The sequence below is a fragment of the Brasilonema sp. UFV-L1 genome (genome assembly GCF_012912105.1).
GTDB lineage: Bacteria > Cyanobacteriota > Cyanobacteriia > Cyanobacteriales > Nostocaceae > Brasilonema.
The window spans coordinates 1-23340 of sequence record NZ_QMEA01000103.1 but is presented as its reverse complement, the minus strand read 5'-3'; the positions used below and the strand labels follow the sequence as shown (position 1 = coordinate 23340).

The 23340-nt window shown below is 42.3% G+C and carries 22 protein-coding genes and 1 pseudogene; 10 read left to right on the top strand and 13 right to left on the bottom strand.

All coding sequences use genetic code 11. From position 1 onward, the window contains the following. Positions 1-138: 138 nt before the first annotated feature. On the bottom strand, positions 139-2667 hold the full coding sequence (locus DP117_RS24605) for a mannose-1-phosphate guanyltransferase (protein ID WP_169220859.1): 2529 nt from the start codon (positions 2665-2667) through the stop codon (positions 139-141). A gap of 242 nt (positions 2668-2909) precedes the next feature. Between DP117_RS24605 and DP117_RS24600 the strand changes: the two genes are divergently transcribed. After that, positions 2910-4079 (top strand): homocysteine biosynthesis protein, encoded by a 1170-nt coding sequence (locus DP117_RS24600; RefSeq protein ID WP_169220858.1) that lies wholly within the window; start codon positions 2910-2912, stop codon positions 4077-4079. Between the two features lie 74 nt (positions 4080-4153). Here the strand turns inward: DP117_RS24600 and DP117_RS24595 are convergent, their stop codons facing one another. Beyond that, positions 4154-5164, bottom strand: a complete 1011-nt coding sequence (locus tag DP117_RS24595; RefSeq protein ID WP_169220857.1) for a hypothetical protein — start codon at positions 5162-5164, stop codon at positions 4154-4156. A 387-nt stretch (positions 5165-5551) separates the two neighbouring features. On the opposite strand from DP117_RS24595, the gene DP117_RS24590 reads away from it, so the two are divergent. Beyond that, on the top strand, positions 5552-6406 hold the full coding sequence (locus DP117_RS24590; RefSeq protein ID WP_169220856.1) for a tetratricopeptide repeat protein: 855 nt from the start codon (positions 5552-5554) through the stop codon (positions 6404-6406). A gap of 76 nt (positions 6407-6482) precedes the next feature. On the opposite strand, the gene DP117_RS24585 is transcribed toward DP117_RS24590, so the two are convergent. The 3 genes and pseudogenes from DP117_RS24585 to DP117_RS24575 form a co-directional block, all read right to left on the bottom strand. Continuing rightward, positions 6483-7103: a TMEM165/GDT1 family protein gene (locus tag DP117_RS24585; RefSeq protein ID WP_169220855.1), complete on the bottom strand. Its 621-nt coding sequence runs from the start codon at positions 7101-7103 to the stop codon at positions 6483-6485. Between the two features lie 452 nt (positions 7104-7555). Continuing rightward, positions 7556-7771 (bottom strand): annotated as a pseudogene (locus tag DP117_RS24580) (Uma2 family endonuclease); the annotation flags it as partial. A gap of 172 nt (positions 7772-7943) precedes the next feature. Next, complete coding sequence (locus DP117_RS24575; protein ID WP_248277813.1) at positions 7944-8225, bottom strand: Uma2 family endonuclease; 282 nt, start codon at positions 8223-8225, stop codon at positions 7944-7946. Positions 8226-9283: 1058 nt separating this feature from the next. On the opposite strand from DP117_RS24575, the gene DP117_RS24570 reads away from it, so the two are divergent. Further along, the gene (locus DP117_RS24570) at positions 9284-10408 is read left to right on the top strand and encodes a fatty acid desaturase (RefSeq protein WP_169220854.1); all 1125 of its coding nucleotides are present in this window, start codon (positions 9284-9286) and stop codon (positions 10406-10408) included. A 65-nt stretch (positions 10409-10473) separates the two neighbouring features. Here the strand turns inward: DP117_RS24570 and DP117_RS24565 are convergent, their stop codons facing one another. The 5 genes from DP117_RS24565 to DP117_RS24545 all read right to left on the bottom strand — a co-directional run bounded on the left by DP117_RS24565 (position 10474) and on the right by DP117_RS24545 (position 13901). Continuing rightward, positions 10474-10635 (bottom strand): hypothetical protein, encoded by a 162-nt coding sequence (locus DP117_RS24565; protein WP_169220853.1) that lies wholly within the window; start codon positions 10633-10635, stop codon positions 10474-10476. A 115-nt stretch (positions 10636-10750) separates the two neighbouring features. Beyond that, complete coding sequence (locus tag DP117_RS24560; RefSeq protein ID WP_169220852.1) at positions 10751-12478, bottom strand: succinate dehydrogenase/fumarate reductase flavoprotein subunit; 1728 nt, start codon at positions 12476-12478, stop codon at positions 10751-10753. 205 nt (positions 12479-12683) lie between these two features. Next, complete coding sequence (locus DP117_RS24555) at positions 12684-12998, bottom strand: hypothetical protein (RefSeq protein WP_169220851.1); 315 nt, start codon at positions 12996-12998, stop codon at positions 12684-12686. 315 nt (positions 12999-13313) lie between these two features. Next, on the bottom strand, positions 13314-13667 hold the full coding sequence (locus tag DP117_RS24550) for a hypothetical protein (RefSeq protein WP_169220850.1): 354 nt from the start codon (positions 13665-13667) through the stop codon (positions 13314-13316). A 33-nt stretch (positions 13668-13700) separates the two neighbouring features. Next, entirely contained in the window at positions 13701-13901 is a 201-nt protein-coding gene (locus DP117_RS24545; protein WP_169220849.1) for a hypothetical protein, read from the bottom strand. A 793-nt stretch (positions 13902-14694) separates the two neighbouring features. Here DP117_RS24545 and DP117_RS24540 point away from each other — a divergent pair. Then, positions 14695-15540, top strand: a complete 846-nt coding sequence (locus DP117_RS24540; protein ID WP_169220848.1) for a DUF4231 domain-containing protein — start codon at positions 14695-14697, stop codon at positions 15538-15540. A gap of 95 nt (positions 15541-15635) precedes the next feature. Here DP117_RS24540 and DP117_RS24535 read toward each other — a convergent pair whose 3' ends face one another. Both DP117_RS24535 and DP117_RS24530 read right to left on the bottom strand, forming a co-directional pair. Beyond that, complete coding sequence (locus DP117_RS24535; protein ID WP_169220847.1) at positions 15636-16184, bottom strand: ATP/GTP-binding protein; 549 nt, start codon at positions 16182-16184, stop codon at positions 15636-15638. A gap of 165 nt (positions 16185-16349) precedes the next feature. After that, positions 16350-18098, bottom strand: a complete 1749-nt coding sequence (locus tag DP117_RS24530) for a glycosyltransferase family 39 protein (RefSeq protein ID WP_169220863.1) — start codon at positions 18096-18098, stop codon at positions 16350-16352. 156 nt (positions 18099-18254) lie between these two features. On the opposite strand from DP117_RS24530, the gene DP117_RS24525 reads away from it, so the two are divergent. From DP117_RS24525 to DP117_RS24515, 3 genes are all read left to right on the top strand, one after another. After that, positions 18255-18902 (top strand): class I SAM-dependent methyltransferase, encoded by a 648-nt coding sequence (locus DP117_RS24525; protein WP_169220846.1) that lies wholly within the window; start codon positions 18255-18257, stop codon positions 18900-18902. Positions 18903-19098: 196 nt separating this feature from the next. Then, positions 19099-19629 carry a hypothetical protein gene (locus DP117_RS24520; protein ID WP_169220845.1) on the top strand — a complete coding sequence of 177 codons (531 nt, stop codon included), beginning with the start codon at positions 19099-19101 and terminating at the stop codon, positions 19627-19629. Positions 19630-19725: 96 nt separating this feature from the next. Further along, complete coding sequence (locus tag DP117_RS24515) at positions 19726-20613, top strand: hypothetical protein (protein ID WP_169220844.1); 888 nt, start codon at positions 19726-19728, stop codon at positions 20611-20613. A 143-nt stretch (positions 20614-20756) separates the two neighbouring features. Here DP117_RS24515 and DP117_RS24510 read toward each other — a convergent pair whose 3' ends face one another. Then, positions 20757-21221, bottom strand: a complete 465-nt coding sequence (locus tag DP117_RS24510; RefSeq protein WP_169220843.1) for a hydrogenase maturation protease — start codon at positions 21219-21221, stop codon at positions 20757-20759. A gap of 410 nt (positions 21222-21631) precedes the next feature. Between DP117_RS24510 and DP117_RS24505 the strand changes: the two genes are divergently transcribed. The 3 genes from DP117_RS24505 (at position 21632) to DP117_RS24495 (ending at position 23260) form a co-directional block, all read left to right on the top strand. After that, positions 21632-22411, top strand: a complete 780-nt coding sequence (locus DP117_RS24505; RefSeq protein ID WP_169220842.1) for a DUF3598 family protein — start codon at positions 21632-21634, stop codon at positions 22409-22411. Between the two features lie 140 nt (positions 22412-22551). After that, positions 22552-23049, top strand: coding sequence for an SH3 domain-containing protein (locus DP117_RS24500; protein ID WP_169220841.1), 498 nt, complete (start codon positions 22552-22554; stop codon positions 23047-23049). 43 nt (positions 23050-23092) lie between these two features. Beyond that, on the top strand, positions 23093-23260 hold the full coding sequence (locus DP117_RS24495) for a hypothetical protein (protein WP_169220840.1): 168 nt from the start codon (positions 23093-23095) through the stop codon (positions 23258-23260). Positions 23261-23340 lie beyond the last annotated feature (80 nt).

Here is a 23340-nt window from a genome sequence, read left to right as displayed (position 1 = left end):
GTGAGTCACACTACACTGCTCATATTAGGCTAGCAGAATACAGTCACATATTCATCTAAATTAGTCTACGCTTTGATTTTCGCTGGATCAAAAGAAATGACTAATGGTTACGAGCCATTAGTCATGTGTAGTCGTTAATTACACTTCACTAACCATTTGTTCTTCTTCTCTTTCAACAAACGCTTGCACACGAGCACGATACTCTCTCAATGACTCATCTACCCAATCGCGATCATTACTGTTAGCGTACAAATGTACTATTGGCTCACTAGCATCCGGCAATACTAATACCCAATTATCATCATACGGTTGACAAATTTTCACTCCATCAACGAGTTCTAAGTTTTGAGCTGGATGAGTTTCCACCAAGTAACGCATCAGCGCTCCTTTAACAGTCCAAGGGCAACGTACTGTATATGCTTTGTGAACCACACGGGGTAATTCTGACCGCACAGAGGCGAGAGAGCGCTCTTGTATTGTCAGCATTTCAATGAGTTTTGCCGTGCAAAACATAGCATCAAACCCTGGATGCAATTGCGGTACAATAAAGCCTGTGTCGCCATTACCACCCAAAACGACATTAGAATTCTTCTGACAAGCCTCCATTAATGCTGTAGGATTTGCCTTTGTGCGAATGACTTTACCATCATGACGACGAGCAATTTGTTCTACAGCGCTAGAAGCATGAACTGGTACCACAACGGTTCCTCTGGGGTGAGCAGTTAACATCATGTCTATCATCAGTGCTGTTAACATTTCCCCACGAATCGGAATGCCAGATTCATCAACTAAAATGAGTTGTTCTCCATTCGCGGAAACCTGCACACCAAAGTTCGCCTTTAATGCTTCTACCACATGACCTAGCTGAGTCAAAAGTGCTTCGCGGTCAGTTGCTGACATTGCAGCTTTATTGAGACTTGCATTCAACACGACTGCATCAGCCCCAAACTTATCTAGCATTTGAGGTAATACAGCCCCAGATACTGCATAAACATAATCAATCACAACTTTTGCCCGACTGTTGCGAATACTATCAATATGCAACATCTTCTCAAAAGCCGTGCAGTATCGATCCATGACCTGACTGGGGTAAGCAACATCACCAATTTCATGAGTTTGCGCTCGCCGCATATCTTCCTTGAAGTAAGCGCCTTCGATTTTCTTTTCCAAGGATTTGGTAATATTGATTCCCTTCGCATCCATAAATTCAATTAAGATGTAGTCGGGGCGGTCTGGATGCACTCGCACATGAATTCCACCGCTGACGCTCATAGTAGGTATGACTGTGCGAGCTATTGGAATAGCTGTGGCATCTAGGTTCTGAATATCGATACCCACTGACATTAAACCAGCAATTAATGACCGAGTCACCATGCGAGAGACATTGCGTTGGTCACGAGAAACTGTGATCCGAGAACCTGGTTTTAAGGTTGAACCGTATGCAGCTCCCAATTTCACCGCAAATTCTGGGGTGATGTCGATGTTAGCTAGTCCTTGGACCCCTCGTTGCCCAAACAAATTACGTTGGGCAGTGTTACCCCAAATCAAATTAATATTCAAAATTGCCCCAGATTCAATCTTTTTACTGGGCCAAACACGTACAAATGGACTAATTTGGGCTTCTTCTCCTACAGTCGAAAGCGAACCAACTACAGCACCTTCTAAAACATGAGAACGGCGGTCTACACGCGCACCACGGCAAATGACACAAGCACTGAGTTGTACCTCATCGCCAAGGATTGCTCCATTCCAAATAATCGGACGCTTGAAATTGGCGTCAGAGCCAATGGTAACATTATCTCCAATGACACTTCCGGCTTCTATCTGTACTCTTGCTCCAATGCGACAATTATCACCAATGACGGCTGGAGCTTCAATTTGTGCTGTGGGGTCAATAAAAGTATTTTGACCTACCCATAACCCAGGGGAAAGTTCTTTGTAGGCAAAGTCAAGTTTAACTTTGTTGTATAACGCATCATACTGCGCTTCACGATAAGCATCTAAGTGACCGACATCGCACCAATAACCTTGAGCAATGTAACCATACATTGGTTCATTTTTCGACAATAGCAAGGGGAATAAGTCTTTGGAAAAGTCAGATTCTTGGTTTGCTGGCAGGTACTCCAGAACTTCTGGTTCTAGAATGTATGTGCCTGTGTTAACAGTGTCGGAGAAAATTTCACTCGTTGAGGGTTTTTCTAAAAATCTACGAATTCGATTTTCTTCATCAGTAATCACTACCCCAAATTCTATCGGATTTGGGACACGGGTTAAAACCAAAGTCGCTTTTGACTTCTTCTGTTTATGAAATTCAATAGCCCCTGTTAAGTCGAAATCGGTGATACTATCGCCGCTAATGACTAAAAAGGTATCGTCAAGAAGTTCGGCAATATTTTTCACGCAGCCCGCAGTACCTAAAGGCTGATCTTCTTCTACGGCATAGGTCATTTGTACCCCAAAATCGCTGCCATCTTGAAAGTAATCTCGCATGACATCAGGTAAATAATGCAGTGTGGCAACCACTTCTGTAATTTGATGCCGTTTGAGAAGATTGATGATATGTTCGGCAATGGGTCGATTTAGGATAGGGACCATTGGTTTGGGCAAGTCACAAGTTAAGGGACGCAGCCGCGTTCCTGAACCACCCGCCATCAGTACTGCACGCATAAATCCTCCTTATCTATTTGCACCACTTGCTGCCTTCATACCCATAAGAGTAACTTTCTTTTCTTTAGTCTCCTATGGATTTTGAACTTTAGGGAACTTTCGCAAGATGCATCTGGCTCGTGGTTAGAATATCTTGGACACAGATACGGGCGATGTACAGTTGCCGTTCCTCCTCATAAATATTTATAAATATTTATAAAGCAGCAAGACTGTGATAAGTATATTATTTTGTTACTAGCAATATGCGAACAATTGCGGAAATTAATGACAAAATCAGCCGCAAACAGGCGGTGGTTTTAACTGCCGAGGAATTAAAGGCAAGAGTTGCAGAAGTTGGTGTTACCAAAGTTGCTAAGGAGGTTGATGTCATCACCACTGGCACTTTTGAGCCGATGGAATCTAGTGGTGCAATTCTTAACCTAGGACATACTGACCCACCGATAAAAATTCGCCGTTGCTGGTTAGATGGTGTTCCGGCATATTCTGGTTTTGGAGCCGTAGATTTGTACTTAGGTGCGAGTTGTGCGGTGGAAGCGATGGACGGCGAAGAAGTTCGAGAACGAGGCGGAGGTCATGTCATAGAAGATTTGATAGCCGGTAAAGCCGTACATATACGAGCACAAGGACAAGTGACAGATTGCTATCCTAGAGCGACTTTTGAAACCACGATTACCCGTGAAACAATTAATCAGTTTTATTTATTCAATCCACGCAATCTTTATCAAAATTTTATAGTAGGTGTGAATGGGGGCGATCGCCCACTCTACACATACCTCGGTCCTTTGCAACCGCGTTTGGGCAATGCCGTTTACTCTAACCCCGGTGCGATTTCTCCTCTACTCAATGATCCAGATTTACAACTGGTTGGGATTGGTACACGAATTTTTTTAGGAGGGGGCGTTGGTTATGTTGCTGGGGAAGGCACTCAGCACTTTCCTTTACAAAAGCGATTACCCAATCGTACACCGATTGGACCAGCAGCAACTTTAGCTTTAATTGGTGACGCTAAGCAAATGGATGCTCGTTGGGTGCGTGGATGCTACTTTAAAAGTTACGGTCCTTCTTTGATGTTGGGGGTGGGTGTACCGTTTCCTGTGTTGAACGAAGAAGTCGTTGCAAGATGTGCAATTCAAGATAAAGATTTGGTAGCCCCAGTTGTAGACTTTTCCATTCCCCGGCGTGTTCGTCCTACCTTTGGTTTAGTCAGTTACGCCCAACTCAAATCTGGACGAATCACCATAGAAGGCAAAACTGTGCGCGTTGCACCCCTTGCGAGTGTCTTTTTTTCTAGGCAAGTTGCCGTGGAGTTAAAACAATGGATTGAAGCGGGAGATTTCACCTTAACAGAACCTGTTGCTTCAATTGAAATGCAGCGGTCTTTTCTTCCACAAGACCGCTGGACGCAATTTTAAGAGGACAAGAAGCTGGGGAAAGTGGGGAGGAATTTTTCTCCCCTTGCTCCCTCTGCTACCCCTGCTTCCCTTGCTTACTGTTCAGGTGGCTTAGGACGTTTGACGGGCTTAGGGACAGGTGGTTTTGAGGATATAGGTTTTGCGACCGCAGAGGAGTCGCCTGTTTTCCGGATTGGGCGTGGAGTTTCGCTGTTGCGTGGTCTTGGGGGAAATGGTTTCCTTCCACCAGGACGACGACTTCCGCCGCCATGCCTTGTTTGTGGTGGTCTGCGCTTTTTGGGCAAATCAGCGATCGCCTCAGCGCTTTCTACGACTAATTCTTCTGCTTCCCGTTTGACTTGTAAGTCCCAAAACTTACCAACTGCTTTGGCTTCAAGCTTACCTTTGATTTTCAATTTGAAATACTTTGGTTTGTCATCTTGTTTGCGAGCAGCTTGCTTAATTTTGATCACCAAGTGTTCAGCTTCAAAAGACTGATAAACGACTTCGCCACGAACAGAAAAGTTACCATCTGGAAATTCTGATGAAGGGATGAGAGCATTTGAGGAACAATTAGTGGCGTGTGAAGGTAAATCTTCTTGTGAAGCTGAATCTTCTTCGTCATTAACTATTTGATGTTTAGCTAAGTTTTCCGGTTCCCAAACTCCAACAATTTGTAGGTGTAATTTGTCGTTTTCTTGCCGAGTGCGTGGATAAACGACCCACAGATGTTCTTTTTCCAAGTCCAAATGATTTTTGACTAAACTCATAATTCGACCCAGAAGGACGGCATCGAGTTGTGCGCCATCTGTAGTCACCATTGAACCTTGAGTAAATTGTTCGCTACTGACGGCAACATAGCGACCTCGCACTAAGCCAATGGCTCGGTACTGCATGAGTTCGCTGGGAGGTGGAATCGGTTGCTGCCGATTTTCTAAGATTTCATAATTCGCAGTCTCACTGGAGAGAACGGGCAAATTTTCTTTACCAGAAGCTCTTAAATGGTCATTAACATTCGTTGCAGCTTCTGTGTCTTTGCTATTCAAAGCTTCTTTGGAGGTGGTTGAATTGGATGATTCAGGTGACGGCATCAGGTCGGAATTCATAAAAACTCCTTGCGGCGGAGACACATCCCATTGTGGGATTTTACAAAGGCAGCTGAAAAGAGCGTTTGTGCGGCGCTTGTAAGTATATTTCCTTTCAAGACAGCCATGTTTTAACGCTCTATTACGATAGTAAAGACGCAAAATTTTACATACATACGCTAAACATGCGCGAAATATGTGATTTAGCCCCTTTACACTAGTTTCGGAAGCATATCATCGCTAGAATTTAGACGGTTCCTCCTGAAATCAACACTTGTATGCAGTGCATATCTTGCTTTTTGTTATAAAATTCACAAATAATTCGCGGAATTCCGCAAAGTTTTTGAAATTTTTAACTTCCATATTTTGACCTCAACGATAATTTCATTAAAGTTTAAGGATGGTTTTGTGTCTCAACCTCGCAAACACTGGATAGTCAATGTAGTGTTGGTGCTGGCAATTCTTGCATTTGTCGGAGTTTCGATAGTGCCACTCTTTGGGGCGTTTAATCAAACGCAAAACTCTACCCAGAAATCTACGAATACAAGAAGTGATTTACCTTCGTCTGAGCAAAAATCGAAACTGGAAGATGAAGCACGAGGCTATGCACAAGTTTTGCAGCGCGAGCCAGAAAACCAAGCGGCGCTCCGAGGCTTGCTTGAGACTCGACTACAATTACTAAGTTTGGGTGTGGGTGATGTCAACAGCGTTATTCAACCTTTGGAAAAATTAGCGGCTCTCAATCCAGAACAAACAAGATACGCAGTTTTACTGGCTCAAGCCAAGCAGCAAATTGGGGATAAGGAAGGAGCGGCTACAGCTTACCGTTCTGTTTTAGAAAACAAACCTGGCAACCTTGAAGCTTTACAGGGTATGGTGGCTTTGTTGCTCACTCAAAAACGTCCTGAAGCAGCTATCAGTTTGCTACAAGATACTCTCAGTACTGCAAGCAAAGCAAATACAACTCAACCCGGAAGTGTAGATACAGTGGCTGTACAAGTGCTGTTGGGCAATGTACACGCCTCCCAGAAAAACTATGCCCAAGCTCTTAGTGTTTATGATCAAGCAATAAGCAACGATCAACAGGACTTTCGTCCCATCCTAGCAAAGGCGATGCTCCTGAAAGAACAGGGCAAAGCTCTTGAGGCAAAAACTTTATTTACCCAAGCTGCAGCTTTAGCACCAACCCAATATAGAGACGAAATTAATAAACGCTCAAGTGAATCTCCTACTCCTGCTGTGACGCCGACGCTTAAGGAGTGAGGATGGGGGAGGAAGAGAGGGAGGGAGGGAGAGAGGGAGAGATATTTTCCCACGCTCTTTGACTCTTCTACTTATTTCACGCTCCTTCGATGGCGGCGACGACGCCAAATAAGAGAAACAAAAATCCACCGATCAAGGTGAGTTTCCGCTCAGAAATTCGCCCTGCTAGCATTCTGCCACCAACGACAGCAAGAGCAGCACAAATGGCGTGTCCCAAAATCGCGCCCGTTGTCACACCAATGGCATTATTTCCTGCGGCGAGGGCAATTGTGGCAATTTGTGTGCGATCGCCCCACTCCGCCATAAATGTCAGTACAAAGGCTTCTGTTAAAATTGCTAAAGCATTTTTCTTTTTCGGCAGTTGCATATCTGCTTGTTTCACAGCAGCTTTTGCCTCTTCGACAACTTCTGTATCACAACTAGAAGCAGGCATTCGACTTGCATCATACAGTAGCTTAAAACCAAAACCAATAAATAAAGCTATCTCCGCAAAATGAATGTAAACTTTTGGAAGTATAGAAGCTGCTTGTCCTACAACAACAGAAAGTATTGTCATAGCAGCTAAAGCTGCTACCACACCTGTAAAGACTAGTCGCCGTGAGTGATGCATCGCTAAAATAACGGCGATAAAAAATGTTTTATCTCCTAATTCCGAAACTGTAATCAGTAATAAACCTGCGGTAAAAGCTGTTAACATTCTTTCAAGCTCCTTGAAGATTTTTTTCTTGTGTGAGCTTGATGCGAGCAGTGAGACTCCACCAAGCTCACACTTGTCGTGTGTGAACTTAGTGAAGGTCTCACTTCCAATAAGCAGTCAGCAGTCAGCTTTTCAGGACTCTTAGTATAAACAAAGCTGAGAGCTATAAAGAGCTATAAACTGATAACTATGTGCTTTTTGTCACTTGAACCAGGCTGATCGCCAGTATGTTGATTCGAGTGTACTGGCTAGTTTTTTGCCAGCAGCTACTCCCCTTCTTTTAAGAAATTATACATCTATCCCAAGTTATAGTAAAGCAATGGCTCAGTTATTCAGTTATCAGTAAACAGTTACGCGAAAGTTGTACATAACGATATCCTTACCCAGCTAGCGTCACGCTACAGTTCAAAATCAGCCAGTTGCTAACCCGTACTGGCGAAGAAGTATTGTTTTCACGGCTTATTAATCACTGGTGGCAATATATCGGCAATTGTAATCATCAAGTTAGGAAAATTCAAAGGTGAAATCATTGCCTCTTGTGAAAAAATCACTTCACTCTGATATTTCTCCTGAGTAGGTTCTCGAAAAACATGAAGTTTACGGTTATTAACATCTATTACCCAATAATCTAGAATTCCTGATTTTGCATAGGCTTTACCTTTAGTCTCGCAATCATATTTAAAGCTACTATAGCAATCCTAAATCATTTGTAAAATTCTCTCTTTTCTTGGCGTTCTTGGCACGCCAGGTGCTTCAAGTCGGCTCCGCCGCCCAACGCACTGGCTTGTCTTGGCGGTTCGATATTTTTACAACTCAAATAGGATTGCTATATCTGCTACCTCAATGATCAAATAAACTTCTGAGGCTATAGAGATGATGGTCAACGTAATCACGTGGATCAACTTTTACCACAGCAATATCAGGTTCTGGTTCAGAAAAATCATTTAACTGGACTGGATCTTGAGTATGAACATCTACCTGAGCTTGTAATTTATCACGCAGAACATTAGCAATTCGTCTGACTGTAGTAGTATGGACAGTTCCTTTTGCACTCATGTTAACAATCTGTCCTGCGATTAATTCCACTCGTTCTTCTGGGTGAAAAATTCCCAACTCTGCCATTTTATGGTACTCCTTCACTGTCCAGAGCCGAAGAGTGAAAGGTGCTTCTTTTGTCTGCATAGTTTATATAGTTAACGCATTTATCAATGGAGATTGAAACTATCTTAATGTGTTGAGAAATAGAAATAGAAACAACTTAACCGATTTTCTTATGCTGAATCCAATTGCTCAACTTCAACAAGCGGTTGATCGCCTGACTGCACAGTGCGATCAACCGCTTGTTGAGAATGCCCACTTTCAAGTCAGAAGGAAAGAGGGTTGCAATGATTGACCAGATAATCAAAAATATGCAAATTAAAAGCGCAACAGCTTATTTTGAATAGCCGACTAAAAGGAGCGCGGCGAACGCCCGTATGTTGCCAAGCCTGTTCTGGAAGAACAGGCTTCCTCAAAGCGGAGCTTTGAGGCAACCGCACTCCGTACGGTTGGGCAACAGGGCGCGCTACGCGATCATCAGCGAGAAACCGCCCTGAGTCAAAACACGGAAAAGACAAGATGTAGTCATTAGCACCAGAAACGAAAACTGCATGAGTACTGTTAGCTTAACGAACAGCAGGTTAAAACTGCCATAGCTCAGAACAAGCCCGTTTAGGAAAATCTGGCATGGAACAATCTGGATAGGATTCCCGTCCATACATAAAAGTCGGGCAGCAAGGCGATGCCGATGCGATTTCCCTCGGGGGTTGCGGTGCCGTTATCCAGAGATTCTTGACTGATCGCGGGCTTTTGATGCTATATTTATTAGCGGCTAATACCGAGTGAGGTTTTGAGTGTTTGCCCCGCCTACCTGTTTACCTCACCTTCAAAGCAATTCTCTGAAAGCATTATCTGAGAGGCCAGTTCAGTGAATGGCTGCGAGATTGTTCACAAGAGAGCTTTATTGAATGGAAACCACGGTTAAAAAGTCGGACACAGTTATAAATTCAAATCCGAACTCTAATTCAAGTCCAGTTATAAATTCAAACCCAGCTATAAATTCTGATACAAATCTGGATGCAAATCTAGATATAAATTCTGATACAAATTCGGAGCCCATTAAAAAGTCAGATTTTGTGCTCATGCCCTACATGAAGAGCAACGACTGGCGAGCAACCTATCAAATTCTGAATACAGTTGTTCCTTATCTACTACTGTGGTTTCTCGCGGTGAAGGCTGCTGCGGTTTCGCTGTGGCTGCTGCCGCCGATTATGGTGCTGATCACTCTGTTTTCGGCGCGTTGTTTTTCGCTGATGCATGATTGTGGGCATTATTCCCTGTTTCGTTCCAAACGTGTGAATCGGGGCGTTGGGTTTCTGCTGGGTGTGTTGAACGCGATTCCCCAATATCCCTGGTCTCGGGGGCATGCCTACCATCACAAAACCAACGGCGATTGGGAGCGGTATCGTGGTCCTTCTGCCTTGATTTCGACGGAGGAGTTTGCGAAACTCAGTCCTGCATCTCAGCGGTGGTATGCCGTGCTGCGGCATCCCTTCATGATTTTTCCGGGTGGGTTTTTCTACCTGGCAATTAAGCCCAGACTGGCGCTGATTGCGGGCACCTTGGGTTTCATGGACCATTTTATGACGAGTTTGCGGCAAAATTCCAGCTTGGGTTTAGGCGGCATCATTGCTTCCTATAAGTCGAAGCATTGGTATACGACGGGCGAGTTTTGGGATTTGCTGTTCAACAATATTTGCGTGGTAGGCAGTTGGATTGCACTGAGTCATTTCCTGGGCGTTGCCTTCTTTTGGGGCGTCTACTCGATTACGTTGACGTTTTCGGCGGCGATTTTTATCTGCGTCTTTTTTGTGCAGCACAATTTTGATGGCTCCTATGCGCACAAAACGGAAGGCTGGGATTATCTGCTGGGCGCGATTGAAGGCAGCAGCTATCTGGAATTGCCGATGGTGTTGAAGTGGTTTTCGGCGGATATTGGCTACCACAATATTCATCACGTTTCGGAACGCATCCCGAATTACAATCTCGAAGCTTGCCACCATGCAAATATCCACTTGCTAACCCAGATCAAAACGCTGCGCATAGCGGATATGCCAAACTGTTTTAAGTTTATTTTGTGGGATGCGGCTGGCAATCGCCTGGTGTCGATCACTGCGTTTCATGAAGCGCCTAGGACTTACGCACTATCTTCTAGAAACCGGGTTTCTTCGTTCGTATTTGGTTCCGAAACAGAGGATTCTTTGTAGAAACCGGGTTTCTTTGCGTAAGTCCTGGCGCTGTCAGCCCGTGTGTAGATGAAGCAGAAACCGTTTCATAGTTTTTCTTCTACTGAATCCAATTGCTCAACTTCAACAAGAAAACGATCGCCTGACTGCACAGTGCGATCGCCTCCAAAGCGAACTCGCCCAACTGCGCCAATTCGAGTCGCGCGATCGACCGCTTGTTGAGAATGCCCCGCACCGCCCAAGAACACGTCAAACTCCTCTCGATTGTTGCCCTAGATTGATCGTCTTTGCGATTCTAGGCAGAGCATGGCGTTTGGGGAATTGTGAAAAAGGGCTCTAGATTCATCTGAACAATCGCCTTTCCTAATACCTCCGCTCTTGTGGCTGAAACATGGTAATTGCCACTGGACGATATTGAATATCAATTCCTGCTGGCGAATAATAAGCCATTGTGTGCTTTAAAAAATTGGTATCATCTCGTTGGGGATAATCTTCGCGGAAGTGAGCGCCGCGACTTTCCTGACGATTTAAGGCTGATTCCAAAATCATACGCCCTACCACCATCAAACTCCGCGTTTCAAAAGCTTCAATGATTTCTGTATTCCAGCAACTGCCTTTGTCATCTAAGTATATCTGCGAGTATTGTTGTTCTAATTCTTGCACTTTGTTTAGACCTTCACGCATTAATTCCTCAGTGCGGAAAACGCCACAGTACTGAGTCATATCATCTTGGAAGGCTTGGCGAATTTGGTTGATACGGTATTTTCCTGATTGGTCTAGCAAAGCTTGAATCTCTTGCTGAGCTTCACTGATGTAACGTTGCTCGTCTACTGTCGGTAGCTTGCGTTTTTGCACGAAATGTGCAAGCGTTGCTCCTGTTCTGCGTCCATAAACCACACATTCTAACAAGGAATTACTACCGAGGCGATTTGCGCCATGTACAGAAACACAAGCAGTTTCTCCAGCAGCAAAGAAGCCATCAATCAGACCATCGCCACTACTACGAACTTGACCTTCAGTATTCACAGGAATACCACCCATGCAATAATGAATTGTAGGACGAACTGGCATAGGTTGAGTCACTGCGTCAACACCCACTAAACGATGTGCTTCTTCCCAACAAAAGGGAACGCGACTCATAATTTTTTCCTTACCCATGTGTCGCAGGTCAAGATAAACAAAAGGACCACCCGCACTTCCATCAGGATGAACACCACGATTTGCACGAATTTCGTAGGCGATCGCCCGTGATGTAATATCACGCGGAGCAAGTTCCATGCGACTGGGAGCGTATCTTTCCATGAAGCGTTCTCCCTCAGAATTGATCAGATACGCTCCTTCTCCACGCACCGCTTCTGAAATCAGGACTCCAACCGGATATAATCCCGTAGGATGAAACTGCACAAATTCCATATCTTCCAAAGGTAAACCAGCCAGAGCAGTCATTGCCAGACCATCACCTGTAGAAGCATAATCATTAGACGTAGTATTATACACTCGCCCATATCCACCAGTCGCAAACATCACCGCTTTAGCGCGCACCACCTCTATGTGACCATCCTGAATACGGTACATCACCACACCTTTTGCCTGACCTTCTTCTAAAATCAAGCGCATTACGTACCATTCTTGATAAATATGGACACCATATCGCCGCAGGTTGTTCACGAGTTCATGCAAAATAGCATGACCAGTTTTATCAGCAGCGTAACACGTACGATTGTGAGAATGTCCACCAAAAGCACGTTGAGCGATGCGACCATCATTTAAACGAGAAAACAAAACGCCCATGTGTTCTAAATCAATCACGACATCTGGCGCTTCACGCGTGAGAATTTCCACCGCATCTTGATCTGCTAAATAGTCAGAACCCTTGACAGTGTCAAAAGCATGAGCTTCCCAACTGTCTGCTGAATCAACATTTTTCAGAGAAGCAGCCATACCACCTTGTGCGGCGACTGAGTGGGAACGAATCGGGTGAGTCTTGGCTACAACAGCCACCTTCAAACTAGGTGAAATGCGAGCAATTTCTACTGCAGCGCGACACCCAGCCAATCCGCCTCCGACAATAATCACATCGTGTTCAAGCATAATAAGTCCTTAATTTTCAAAAAGCCATAGTTGTTATATTGTAAAAACGCGATATATGGCGTCTGCAAAAAAATTCCCCGCCAACAGACAGGGACGATGTGGTACCAATTCTGAATTTTAGAGTCAAAAATGAGAATTGTTTAGTTGTTAGTTCTTCCTGATCACAAGCCGCTAACTTCTAACCACTGTTCAATCTAAAATCCATTCAGCTTGCTGCTTGTACAGGTTGTTGCTGCGAAACATTACCTGGTATTGGTTCCATTTTTGTTCCTGATTCTACAGGAGTCAATTCAATATGATTTAGTAAGGTCGTCACAAAGGCAAAAAGCAAGAAAGGCAAAGATAGTAGAACTACGAGTCCAACAGTGGCTAAAGCATAAACAGGCTTTCTTGCACCCATCAACGCTAAAGCGGACGCCAAACTTATTGTAATAGTAATTAACCAAACAATAATTTGACCATAGATATCCCCAAAAGTAAGGGTACAGACAAATCGATACTTTTGAATGTTACTGATCATAGTTTTCCTCTAGTATCTTCTTAGGTTCTACATTAGAGCCATGTTTGTTTTTTAGACGAATTTTAAATATTTTTGAAACAATCGTAATATCCCTTTACAATTAACCGTCTTTTTTGTGTATGGACATGGCAATTTAACTAAGAACTTGTAAACTCTTAAAGAATTATGATAAAATGAATTGCAACAAATGAATTCGATTGAGAAAAAATTGTCAAATATTCATAATAAAATCAGGCAATTTTTGCAAATCGCCAGAAATAGAGTTGTACCTGACACAAGGTTGATGAGTTGGATTCAAATGATTGAATTATCTATTTAATTGTCTGTATTGCGATCGCGAGATTCTAGCTGTTTAATTTTCATCAGTAAGTCAAAATCATCACGACTCACAATTGTTTCTAAGTTAGCAATTCTTTGCTCTAACAGTTCTACCTTTTGCTGAGGTAAAGAATTATTCTTTGATTTTTTGTCATCAGAACGCCACACAGCAACAGTACCAACTGCTGCACCTGTGATAGCAGCTAAAGGTAATATAGGACCACTTCTTGTGACAGCAGATAGTGGAATACAAATTGCTAGTATTCCGACAGTGATTCCCCAGATTCTTGAGGTTGCAGCAACTCTTACATCTTTATATTCTTCGAGGTTATCTTTAGATTTTTTAGCCATACCATAATTTATCCAGTTACCAGTTACCAGTTATCAGTTATCAGTGTGTACTGTGTACTGTGTACTGTGTACTGCTTGAATTGAGATTTTTTTTGAGCTATTGTCTAATACTTTGACATAAACTTCTACAATTTCGCTTCCTACTCTTGGGTTAAGTAAATTTGCTTGTTGAATAGACAAAATGGTTCCAAATGACTGAAGTGGAAGAAACACAAGAGCAAGTGCAGTTGTCATATTAAGCTTTGTTGTGTCTTTATAAACTCAGTCTATTATGAAATGTTCATTGAGTGCAGCGATCATTCGTTATATGTTCAAAGAACTTGTGCCATTACCATAACTTTTGGATATCCTAACCGAGGAAAAACAGAATTATCTTCAAAAAGGTAGTTTGCCATTTTTCATCAATATAAGTAGTTGCGTGTCATTAAAGCCACGTCATTTCTTTTTTTTTCATGCAAGCTCTTTTTATGAGTTGTGATTATAATCACAAAGAGTTTTCTTGTAAGCTGTTTGCGGTATGATGTCGCCTAAATACATTACACTTGTCAGAAAAATAAAAATCTTTTATAGACAAGCCTTCTGAGTTATTTAAAAATTCTATTTGATGAGTCAAAGCACTTGTCAAATGTAAGAGAGGACTCTATCATGGTGTGTGTAACTATATCAGGTATGAGTTAGGCTACGTAGTATTTCTAGCTAAATTTGTGTAATATGTGCATCAATGTCCTATGTTACCATGTTCTAAAAAAAATACTGCTAGTCAACTTGGCATTGAGTTGAAATTGTTCTTTTTTGGTGATTAGGGCTGAAAAAGATGAAAAATTTGATTACTAAAGATAGCTGTGGTCACTGCTGTTGTTCTTACAGCTCTCTTTTCCTGGATGAATGTTCCAGCTTATGCTTTCGTACAGGACGACTTGGTATTATCTTCAAGTGCAACCGATAAGATGAGCTTAACAAACTCTTCATTGTTAGTTCTCTAGTTGGCCAAAATACTTCATGAAATCACTACATTGACGAGTAAACAATGACTACTTTTGAGAAAACAAACCAAAATGAGATTCCCAACTCATCAACTCCTAATCCAAATATGTTGTTTGCATTGAAGACAATTGAGTATTTATCTCTAGGTGCTTTGATTTGTTCAGTCGTCATCACCAAGATTTTGCCAGAGATTCAAATTGTCAAAATCTATGTAGCGGCTTTTCTTTCTAGCTGGATTTTTCTTTTTCTAGTTAACAGACAATTATTTAAGGAGTATGGTCGTGCTTCTATTCAATCCAACATAAGTAAGAAAGCAGAATTACATACTTATCTATTGCCTAATAAGTCGTTAGATAATAATCTGATAACTCCGGCAAGGATCAACGCAATAGAGTATTGTCAGGAGTTGATTGACGATTATAAAAAAACCCGCAATAACTCTAGAAATATTTACTACTTTTCACAAATTGGTACCATTGTTTTCTCTGGAGTTACACCGATTTTAGTCTTGGTTGACAAATTGGAAGCAGGTGTATCATGGCTAAAGTGGCTTCCCGTTATTTGTCCAGCTATCGCTTCTATAGTCGCGAGTATAGTGACGTCTTTTCCTTTTCAGGAAACTTGGGTTGCGGCTAACACTACTGTTGAATTGTTAGAAGCAGAACAAGAGAAGTTTATATTGGGGGTGAGTGAATTGTATCGCTCTTATGATTTAGCTGACGAAACTCAACGTCAACAAAAAGCACAAATAGCGGTTGAAAACTTTGTTACTCAGGTGAATAATATTCATCTGAAGCAAATACAAGAATTGAATACGAAGTCAGTCCAGAAGTCAGCCCAGGCAAAAACTGAATCATCTCAATCTCCTGAATCAAATCAATCCAATTAAGCACTCATCATCAACTGCGTACACGATTTCTGAGGAGGCGATACGCCCTCTCAGAAGTCATTAACCAGATTTGATATGAAGCACGAAAGCGCCAGCTATCTGATGCAATGCTGGTAGTAATTGGAGAATTCTTCAACAAGTGCAATCAAACCTTGTTTGACTGAAGTGGACTCAGTAGGATTAATTGCAATCATCTGTGGTCGATTCTGTTCATCATCTAATCCTAATGCGATCGCCACATCTTCAATTTCCCATGCATCTGGACAATCAGTGTGAGTCAACCCAATCAAATAAGGAATTTGCATCCGTTGATTCATGAAGTTGAGTAGCCTCCGACCATGACGAAAATGCTGCGGACGGTGAGCGGCTACTAGTAAAATGTAAGCATGGGCTCTTGAAATCAATATCTCCCACATGTAATCAAATCTGCTTTGTCCTGGTGTGCCGTAAAGGTGTAGTGATTGATTAGGTCCTATGGTAAGTCGCCCAAAATCCATAGCGACTGTGGTTTTTTCTTTCATTTGTCCGACTTCATCTGTCGCTTTCTTGTCAGTGTCTACGACTTCTATTTCGCTGATTGTGCGAATCAAAGTTGTCTTCCCTGCACCTATACCTCCTGTCACCACTATACGTAGAATTTCCATCTTTGACCTTACTGTATAACCTCTACTGTTACTCTAAACGTGTTTAAGCGTGTCGATTTCTTGAGTCACCCCAAGTACATCGCAAACTGAAACTAGACTCAGTACCTTATTTTTATGTTACTTTGGTTTCACCCAAAGAAAATTACAACACTGTAATATACCTTATTAATACTTGCTAAGAATTTGTATTAAAATTACATCTTCTATGGAGCCAAGAACTCGATAAGGCTGGACTGAATTAGTCATCTTTTTGACGGGAACCCAAGCGTAGCTTGAGGCTGGCAGTTCGGACACTTGTTTGACTCGCTTGCCGTGGTGAGGAGTATAAAATTTCAGTAACACGTCAGATTTGCCTCCTATATCTACAAAGTTAATAGGAGATGAATGTAAAATTTGAGCGATCGCAGGCTGTTGGATAAAAGCTTTAACATCAGGGTTGTAGTCGCCCAAAAAACCACTGCTACCAGCAGCAGCCAAAGATATCCAAACAGGAACTAACCAACCCGCCAACCAGTAACGAGAAGTCAGAAACTTTTTGCCCAATTGGTAACGACTAATCCACACTAAAGGTAATATTAACCAACTGACTCCTGATACCAATGCCACGATAGCGTACTTATCGACTTGCGCATCACCCCAAACAAAAGCGACGATTCCCGCCACTAACAGCAAAACACCTAGTATCCCAAACCCATAACTCAGATTGCGAGGAAATGAAGAGGGAGGTGGGGAACTCGGGGCCCCCACTCCCTGGGGATTAGGGGCAGTGGGGAGATGGGGAGGTGAGTAGGATGGTAATTTTGTTAGCGCAGCGGGACGCAGTCCATTTTGAATTTTCGTAGATTGCAAGGACGCAGTCCATTTTGAATTGATTTGTTTTGCACTCAGCCAATTTAACCCTACAGCAGCAAGCAAAGCGATGAATGGATATAAGAACAGACTGTAGTGGGATAGACGAGTGGAGAAAAAGCTTAATTCGGCAAACAGAACGAGGGGATAACCAACTAATATGAGTTGGTGGCGAGGAATCGGACGACGAATGACCAAAACTAAGCCTATAAGACTGAAAAAAAACCAAGGAAACGCTTTTACAGGTAGATTCCAGAAATAAAACTCTAATCCATTATGAGCGCGTTCACCAGATCCTAATTTGAGAACAAAGTTTATTAATTGAGCAAAACTATCATTACCGTATCGTAACCAAGTCAGCCATAACCAGACAAAGGTAGGAATTAACCCTACCACAAACCCAATATACAACATTGGATTTGCAAGATGACGATGACGGCGATGGTTCCATATGAGATATGGTAGCAAAGCTATGATTGGAACAAAAATCATGAAGCTTCTGATTAAAAAGCCTAAGCCAAAACTCAAACCAGCAAGGGCGCACCAAGCAAAGCGATACTTCGGGTGTAATTCTGCTTTCAGGAAAGACCAAATCGCTAAAAGAACTAAGAAAATGACAGGTACATCTGGTGTGCCTAAACGACAGTATTGCAACCAGAGAAATTCTACACTCAAAATTGCTGCAGCCAGCCAAGCAAGTTTTTTGCCGATAAGAATCTTGCCTATTTCATAGACAAGTAGTACGCTCAGAACACCAGCAATCATACTTGGTAACCGCCCACTCGCTTCACTCATGCCAAACAATGTGTAAAAACTGGCAATTAACCAATAAGGACCAGGTGTTTTATGATGGGGAGTTGTCCAAGGATGTATCCAATCACCAGTCTCTATCATCAGGCGCGATCGCCAAGCGTAAAGCCCTTCATCATGCGCCATCAAGCTACTTTCCCCAGAACTGAACAATAATAGTGGTAGTGTCCAGATTAACAATGCTATGTAGGGAAAGGCACGTAAAGCCCCCATAGTCAGCCTGGTTGGATAAAGAAATTGTAGTTTATAGAACATTGAGTTGTGACCAGCCAAATTTTTCTTTTGGCTCATGAATATTTTGGTGTCTATTTTTAGAATACGTATGGTGGTATATCAATTGTTTCCACTAAACGGAATCAAAATTAACCAAATTTTGCAAAGATTAAACAAACTTGTTCTCAAAAGACTTTTATGCCGCTTAAACCAGACGAACGCACTAAGCTAGACAGTACAGACGACAAGCAATTCTATGAATATCCGCGCTTCGTCACTCATGTGGACGAAGGTTTTATTCAAAAACTAACGGACTTATATCGCGAACGCCTCAAACCTAATACCCGCATCTTAGATATGATGAGCAGTTGGGTGTCGCATCTACCAGAAGAGATATCTTTTGACCATGTTGAAGGACATGGACTCAACACAGAAGAACTAGCACGAAATCCTCAGTTAAATCATTATTTTGTGCAGAATCTCAACGAAAATCCTCAACTACCCCTCAAAGACCAAGATTTTGATGCCGTTCTCAACTGCGTTTCAGTACAGTATTTGCAGTATCCAGAAGCAGTTTTTTCAGAAATTCACCGCATCCTCAAACCTGGTGGCGTAGCAATTGTCAGCTTTTCTAACCGGATGTTTTTTCAAAAAGCAATTCAAGCATGGCGAGAGGGGACAGAAGCCAGTAGAGTGGAATTGGTCAAAAAATATTTATCTGCTGTTCCAGGATTCACACCACCAGAGGTGATTTCTCGTCAGTCAAGCCTTCCCAATTTCTTACAGTGGATGGGTGTGACAGGAGGAGATCCGTTTTATGCTGTGATTGCTTACCGTAGTCTTTGATGAGAAGGAGTGGATCCACCAGAAGCCCAGCCTCCGGTTAGAAGACAGAATGCACAAGCCAGAACCCAGGAAATGGAATTCAGCATTTCCTCCTGACTCCTGACTCCTGACTCCTGACTCCTGACTCCTGACTCCTGACTACTTCTTTAGTCAATCGATAATTTCTTGGAAAGTCAAACAAAAGGAGGAGCCAAAAATGTTTTTCCCCCGTACTCGAAGAATTTTAGCAAGTTTGTTGTTATCTTTGTTACTGTTGACAACAGCCTGTGCGCCAAAGACTCCTGGACGTTTTGACCAAGCGCAACAGGAAAGCAGCCAACAAAGAAGTGGTCAAGCAGTTGCGAAAGATTCAACTCAAGGTAGCGAATTTAACAAATTTTTCCCAACCCCTGAGGCTGGATATCAACGCGTCTATACTCAAGAGAAGAAAGGCTTTGCTGAAGCGAAATTGAAAAAAGATGGCAAAGACTTGGCTGTACTTTCCGTGAATGATACACAAGGAGTCAAAGGTGCCACAAACCCGGCTGCTAAATTTAAGAACAGCACAAAGACAATAGCCGGATATCCAGCGGTAAGTCAGGGTAGCACTGGCACTGCGATTTTAGTAGGCGATCGCTATCAAGTGAAAGTCCAATCTCGCGATCCGTCATTTACCGAAGCTGATCGCGAAGCTTGGTTACAGAAATTTAACCTCAGTGGTTTAACACGACTAGCGAAAAGCCAATAGGGAAAACAAATAGTCATTCACAATCATCTCAGCTTAGCAGTGAGTCATTTAACAACTGAAATTCTGAGTCATCAGAAAACAATTTAGGAGTCTGTTGTGAGCAAACCGATTTTTGAGTTAGTTGATGAACTACCAACCAATAACCTGACTGTTTCTGCATTGCGATCGCTTGATTTTATCGCTCCTGGTGAGTGGCAAAATGTGGTTGGCTTTGTCAACACTATCCAAACTGTGACTGGTGAAACCGACGAAGAACTGATTCAGCAAATTGGCGAAAGAGCAGTTTATCTCTACAATGATCGCTCTCAGGGATACCAACGAGCCATGTGGCTTTATCAAAGTGTTGACAGCACAGATAAAGCACTTGGTGCAGCTGCTTTAGCAAACACAGTGGGTGAGAAAATTCCTCTTTTGGGTTTTTTAAACCGAATCACTCCCAAAGCTGACAAAGCACAAACCATAGACTTGTGCTTAAAATTAGTTGCTGAGTTAGTCGCCTTCTGCCAAATTAACGGTATTCCTGGAGACAGTATTGGGGATTTCGTCGCGTCTTTGGGTGAATACAGCGGTGAGTCGTTCATTCGTATGGCTGCATTAGTTTGCTTTGATGGTTTAATACCATTAGGTCCAGACTTCATCAGTAGCGCACTATCTAGAATTAATCAGACAAGTCCTCAGGATTTAGATGAAAACTCGACCTTTCAAAATATTAGAGGCGAAATTCCAGGTGGTAATTCCGAGAGCAAACTGAACTTTATCGGTGAAAGCTTCAACTCAGTCAGTGGTTGGATGAGTGATTTTGTTGCCTCGCATAATTTAACACCACAAAACGTAGCTAACAACCTGCAAAATTTTGTTGACTTTGCTGATGATAAGTTAGACTACCTCGCTGCGTTCCTGGATGTATCGACAAATTATTACGAACATACTGGTACGCAAACTTTAGCACGTCGATTGATAGAACGAGCTTCCGCTGAAATTTAACGAACTGACTGGCGGATAAATATTCAAACTTCACACTGAAATCAATCTCAGGGTTGGTTTTATCAGCCAGGTAAGTTACGTATATTGAATCAGGTGATGTGCTTGTTCTTTTTCCGTAAAAGCACGGCGATGCCGTGCTTTTCCTACCTTTGTCTAATAATTGTTGTTATTTCTTCAAACACTAAGTCAGCAGAGTGTTGAATGATAGGACTTAATTCCAATCCAAAATCAAGATTTTTTGCTTCAATTAAATAAACAATCACTTCTTGAGGAAAATCCTTTTTAAAAATTTTCCTACCTGCAGCTAAAGCATGGTCCCAGCGAAAATCATGCAAGTTATAACTTGGCTCTGGTAAATCTTCAAGTTCTTTACCAGGAACTTTAAAGACAGCCCCAGGTTGAGAACCAGTTGAACTTGCATCAATAATAATTAACTGTTGACTACCTTTTGCTTGAAACATCACCTCCATCCCTGCAGTACCACAGTCATAAACTTGCACATGAGAATGAGGATATTGAGCAAGATATTTTTGTAGGCGTTGAGCAATGAGTACGCCTACAGCGTCGTCACTACGATTGAGATTTCCGCAACCAATAATTGTGAGCATTTTACAGCTAAGGAGTAATGTTAAGGGTCGTTCGCGTGCTTAGAAACCCGGTTTCGCAAAAGTTACACCAATTTGAAAAAAGAATGCGACACATACACACTCCCAAACCCTTGTTTAGTCTCGGCTTTCTTCCGGATTGAATGTGTTAGTAGCGTGCCGTAGGCAGCGAATTTTGTTAGCGCAGCGGGACGCAGTCCCGGATTGAATTTGAGCGGAGCGAGGATCATACTGTTCTTTCTAGCGTCCGCCCTTGTCGCATTCGTAACGTAGTGAAGTGTTGCAAGAGCGTGTTCCTTTGGGACTCAGTATTTTGCGCGATTCTTCCCTCCGGTGAGAATCATATATTATAATGCAACTTGGTATAAATAACAGTGTGTTACACTACCATAGACGCAAAAAAGTTATATCTTATGGACTTAAAAGAGCAAAACTGGAAAAATTTTACGACAAACCATTTGCGTGACTGGCATGGAATTTGGACAAGATATTCTCCAGAACGTGAGGTAACAGAATCGTTTCAAAGTCTTAGAAGCTTTCGGAGTAATCCAGAGAAAACTGAAATTTATCAAACTAATTATTCTCTATATAATGACGGCAGAAAATTAGAACAAAGCTGGGAATCTAATCAACTCTCGAATAGCTTGTCAGATGGAGTTTTTCATCCACAAACTGAATCGATGAGAGGACTTTTTTTTGAATCCGGTCATGCAGCTTGGGTTTCAAAAAACTTAAAAACAGATTCATATTTTGGCGTTGAATTATTTTTTAAGTCTGAGGAATTAAGACATAGTGTAGGCATAGTTTATGACAAGAGTGGTAGCTTGTTGAGAATTGCAAATATTCGAGAAGATGCGACTGGTTTTCCTAGTCAATACTGGTCCAATGAACTCAATCAATTATCAAAAAGAGATTTTAGCGGTCATTGGCAAGGAACTGCTGTAACTATAACTCCTGATTTAAAGATTTCAGCACCTGTCGCGACTCACTTCAACTGGCACTGGGAAGGACACGAAGCTTACTTTTTGCCTGACGGAGTTTCTGTCAGTTGTCCAAAAAAAATCAATATTGGAACTTCCTTTACTATGGCAGCTAATTGGTTTGTGAAAACTTCCGAGATGCAACAACTGCTAGTTAAGTATGATGAGTCTGGAAATTTTTCAGCTTTGACACTGGAACTATTGTACATCTGAAGTCATCAATTTTCTTTATATAAAGTATTTGCCAGTTGATCTTAATTCCATAAGGAAAATTTAACGACTCTCAGTGTGGGTATTCTGCAAAAAACACTAATATTTAATAGGTGTAGAAAATCCAACAAGGAGATACCTCAATGGCATACTTATTGACAGTCACATACTCAGACGGAACGAATTTCAAACAGAGTCTTAAGGACTCAAGTCAGCTTGGACTTTGTGAAAAGTATAACCTTAGCCGTGGAAAGACATTTAGAGTCAAAGATAGAGCGGAAGCAGACAGAGACCATTATAGAGTCACTCTCTTTGAAAAAATTGGTAATCCTGGATGTCCTCAATACGACACTTGGTATGTTTTTAAAACCCATGTCGATATCAAGACAGAAACATCTGGAACATCTGGACCTATTGCAGAAGTACTCGTCATCAATGCTCCCAATAGTCTGAATGTTCGGGAACAACCTGATACAAGTGCTCGTGAACTTGGTAAGATTCCTAATGGGTCAAAAATCTATGTCTACGGTGAAGGCAGAGATAATGACGGCTTGCGTTGGATTCAGGTGAGATCCAACAATTGGGTTGCTTCTGATGGTTGGGTTGCGACTGAGTATCTGAAAATTTTATCAGTTCGTTGATGCACTCAGTGAGGGAGGGAGAAAGTAAAGTAAGGGAAAGGATTTGACAATTTTCTTCAAAGTTCCCCCAGAAACCCGGTATCTCAAAGATACCGGGTTTCTCGCTTTCAGCGCGTATCGCGCTCGTCCCAAAGGGACACAGCGGTTGGGACGCGTCAAGCCTCTGGAGGATCGCCTGCGGGTTTATCGGAACCGGATTCCTCGTTCGTGAGTTACAAACACTCGTTCGCGAGTTATAAACTGAACTTCCCCCGGTGCAAATGTACTAAATAGTCTGAAAAAGCTTGTATA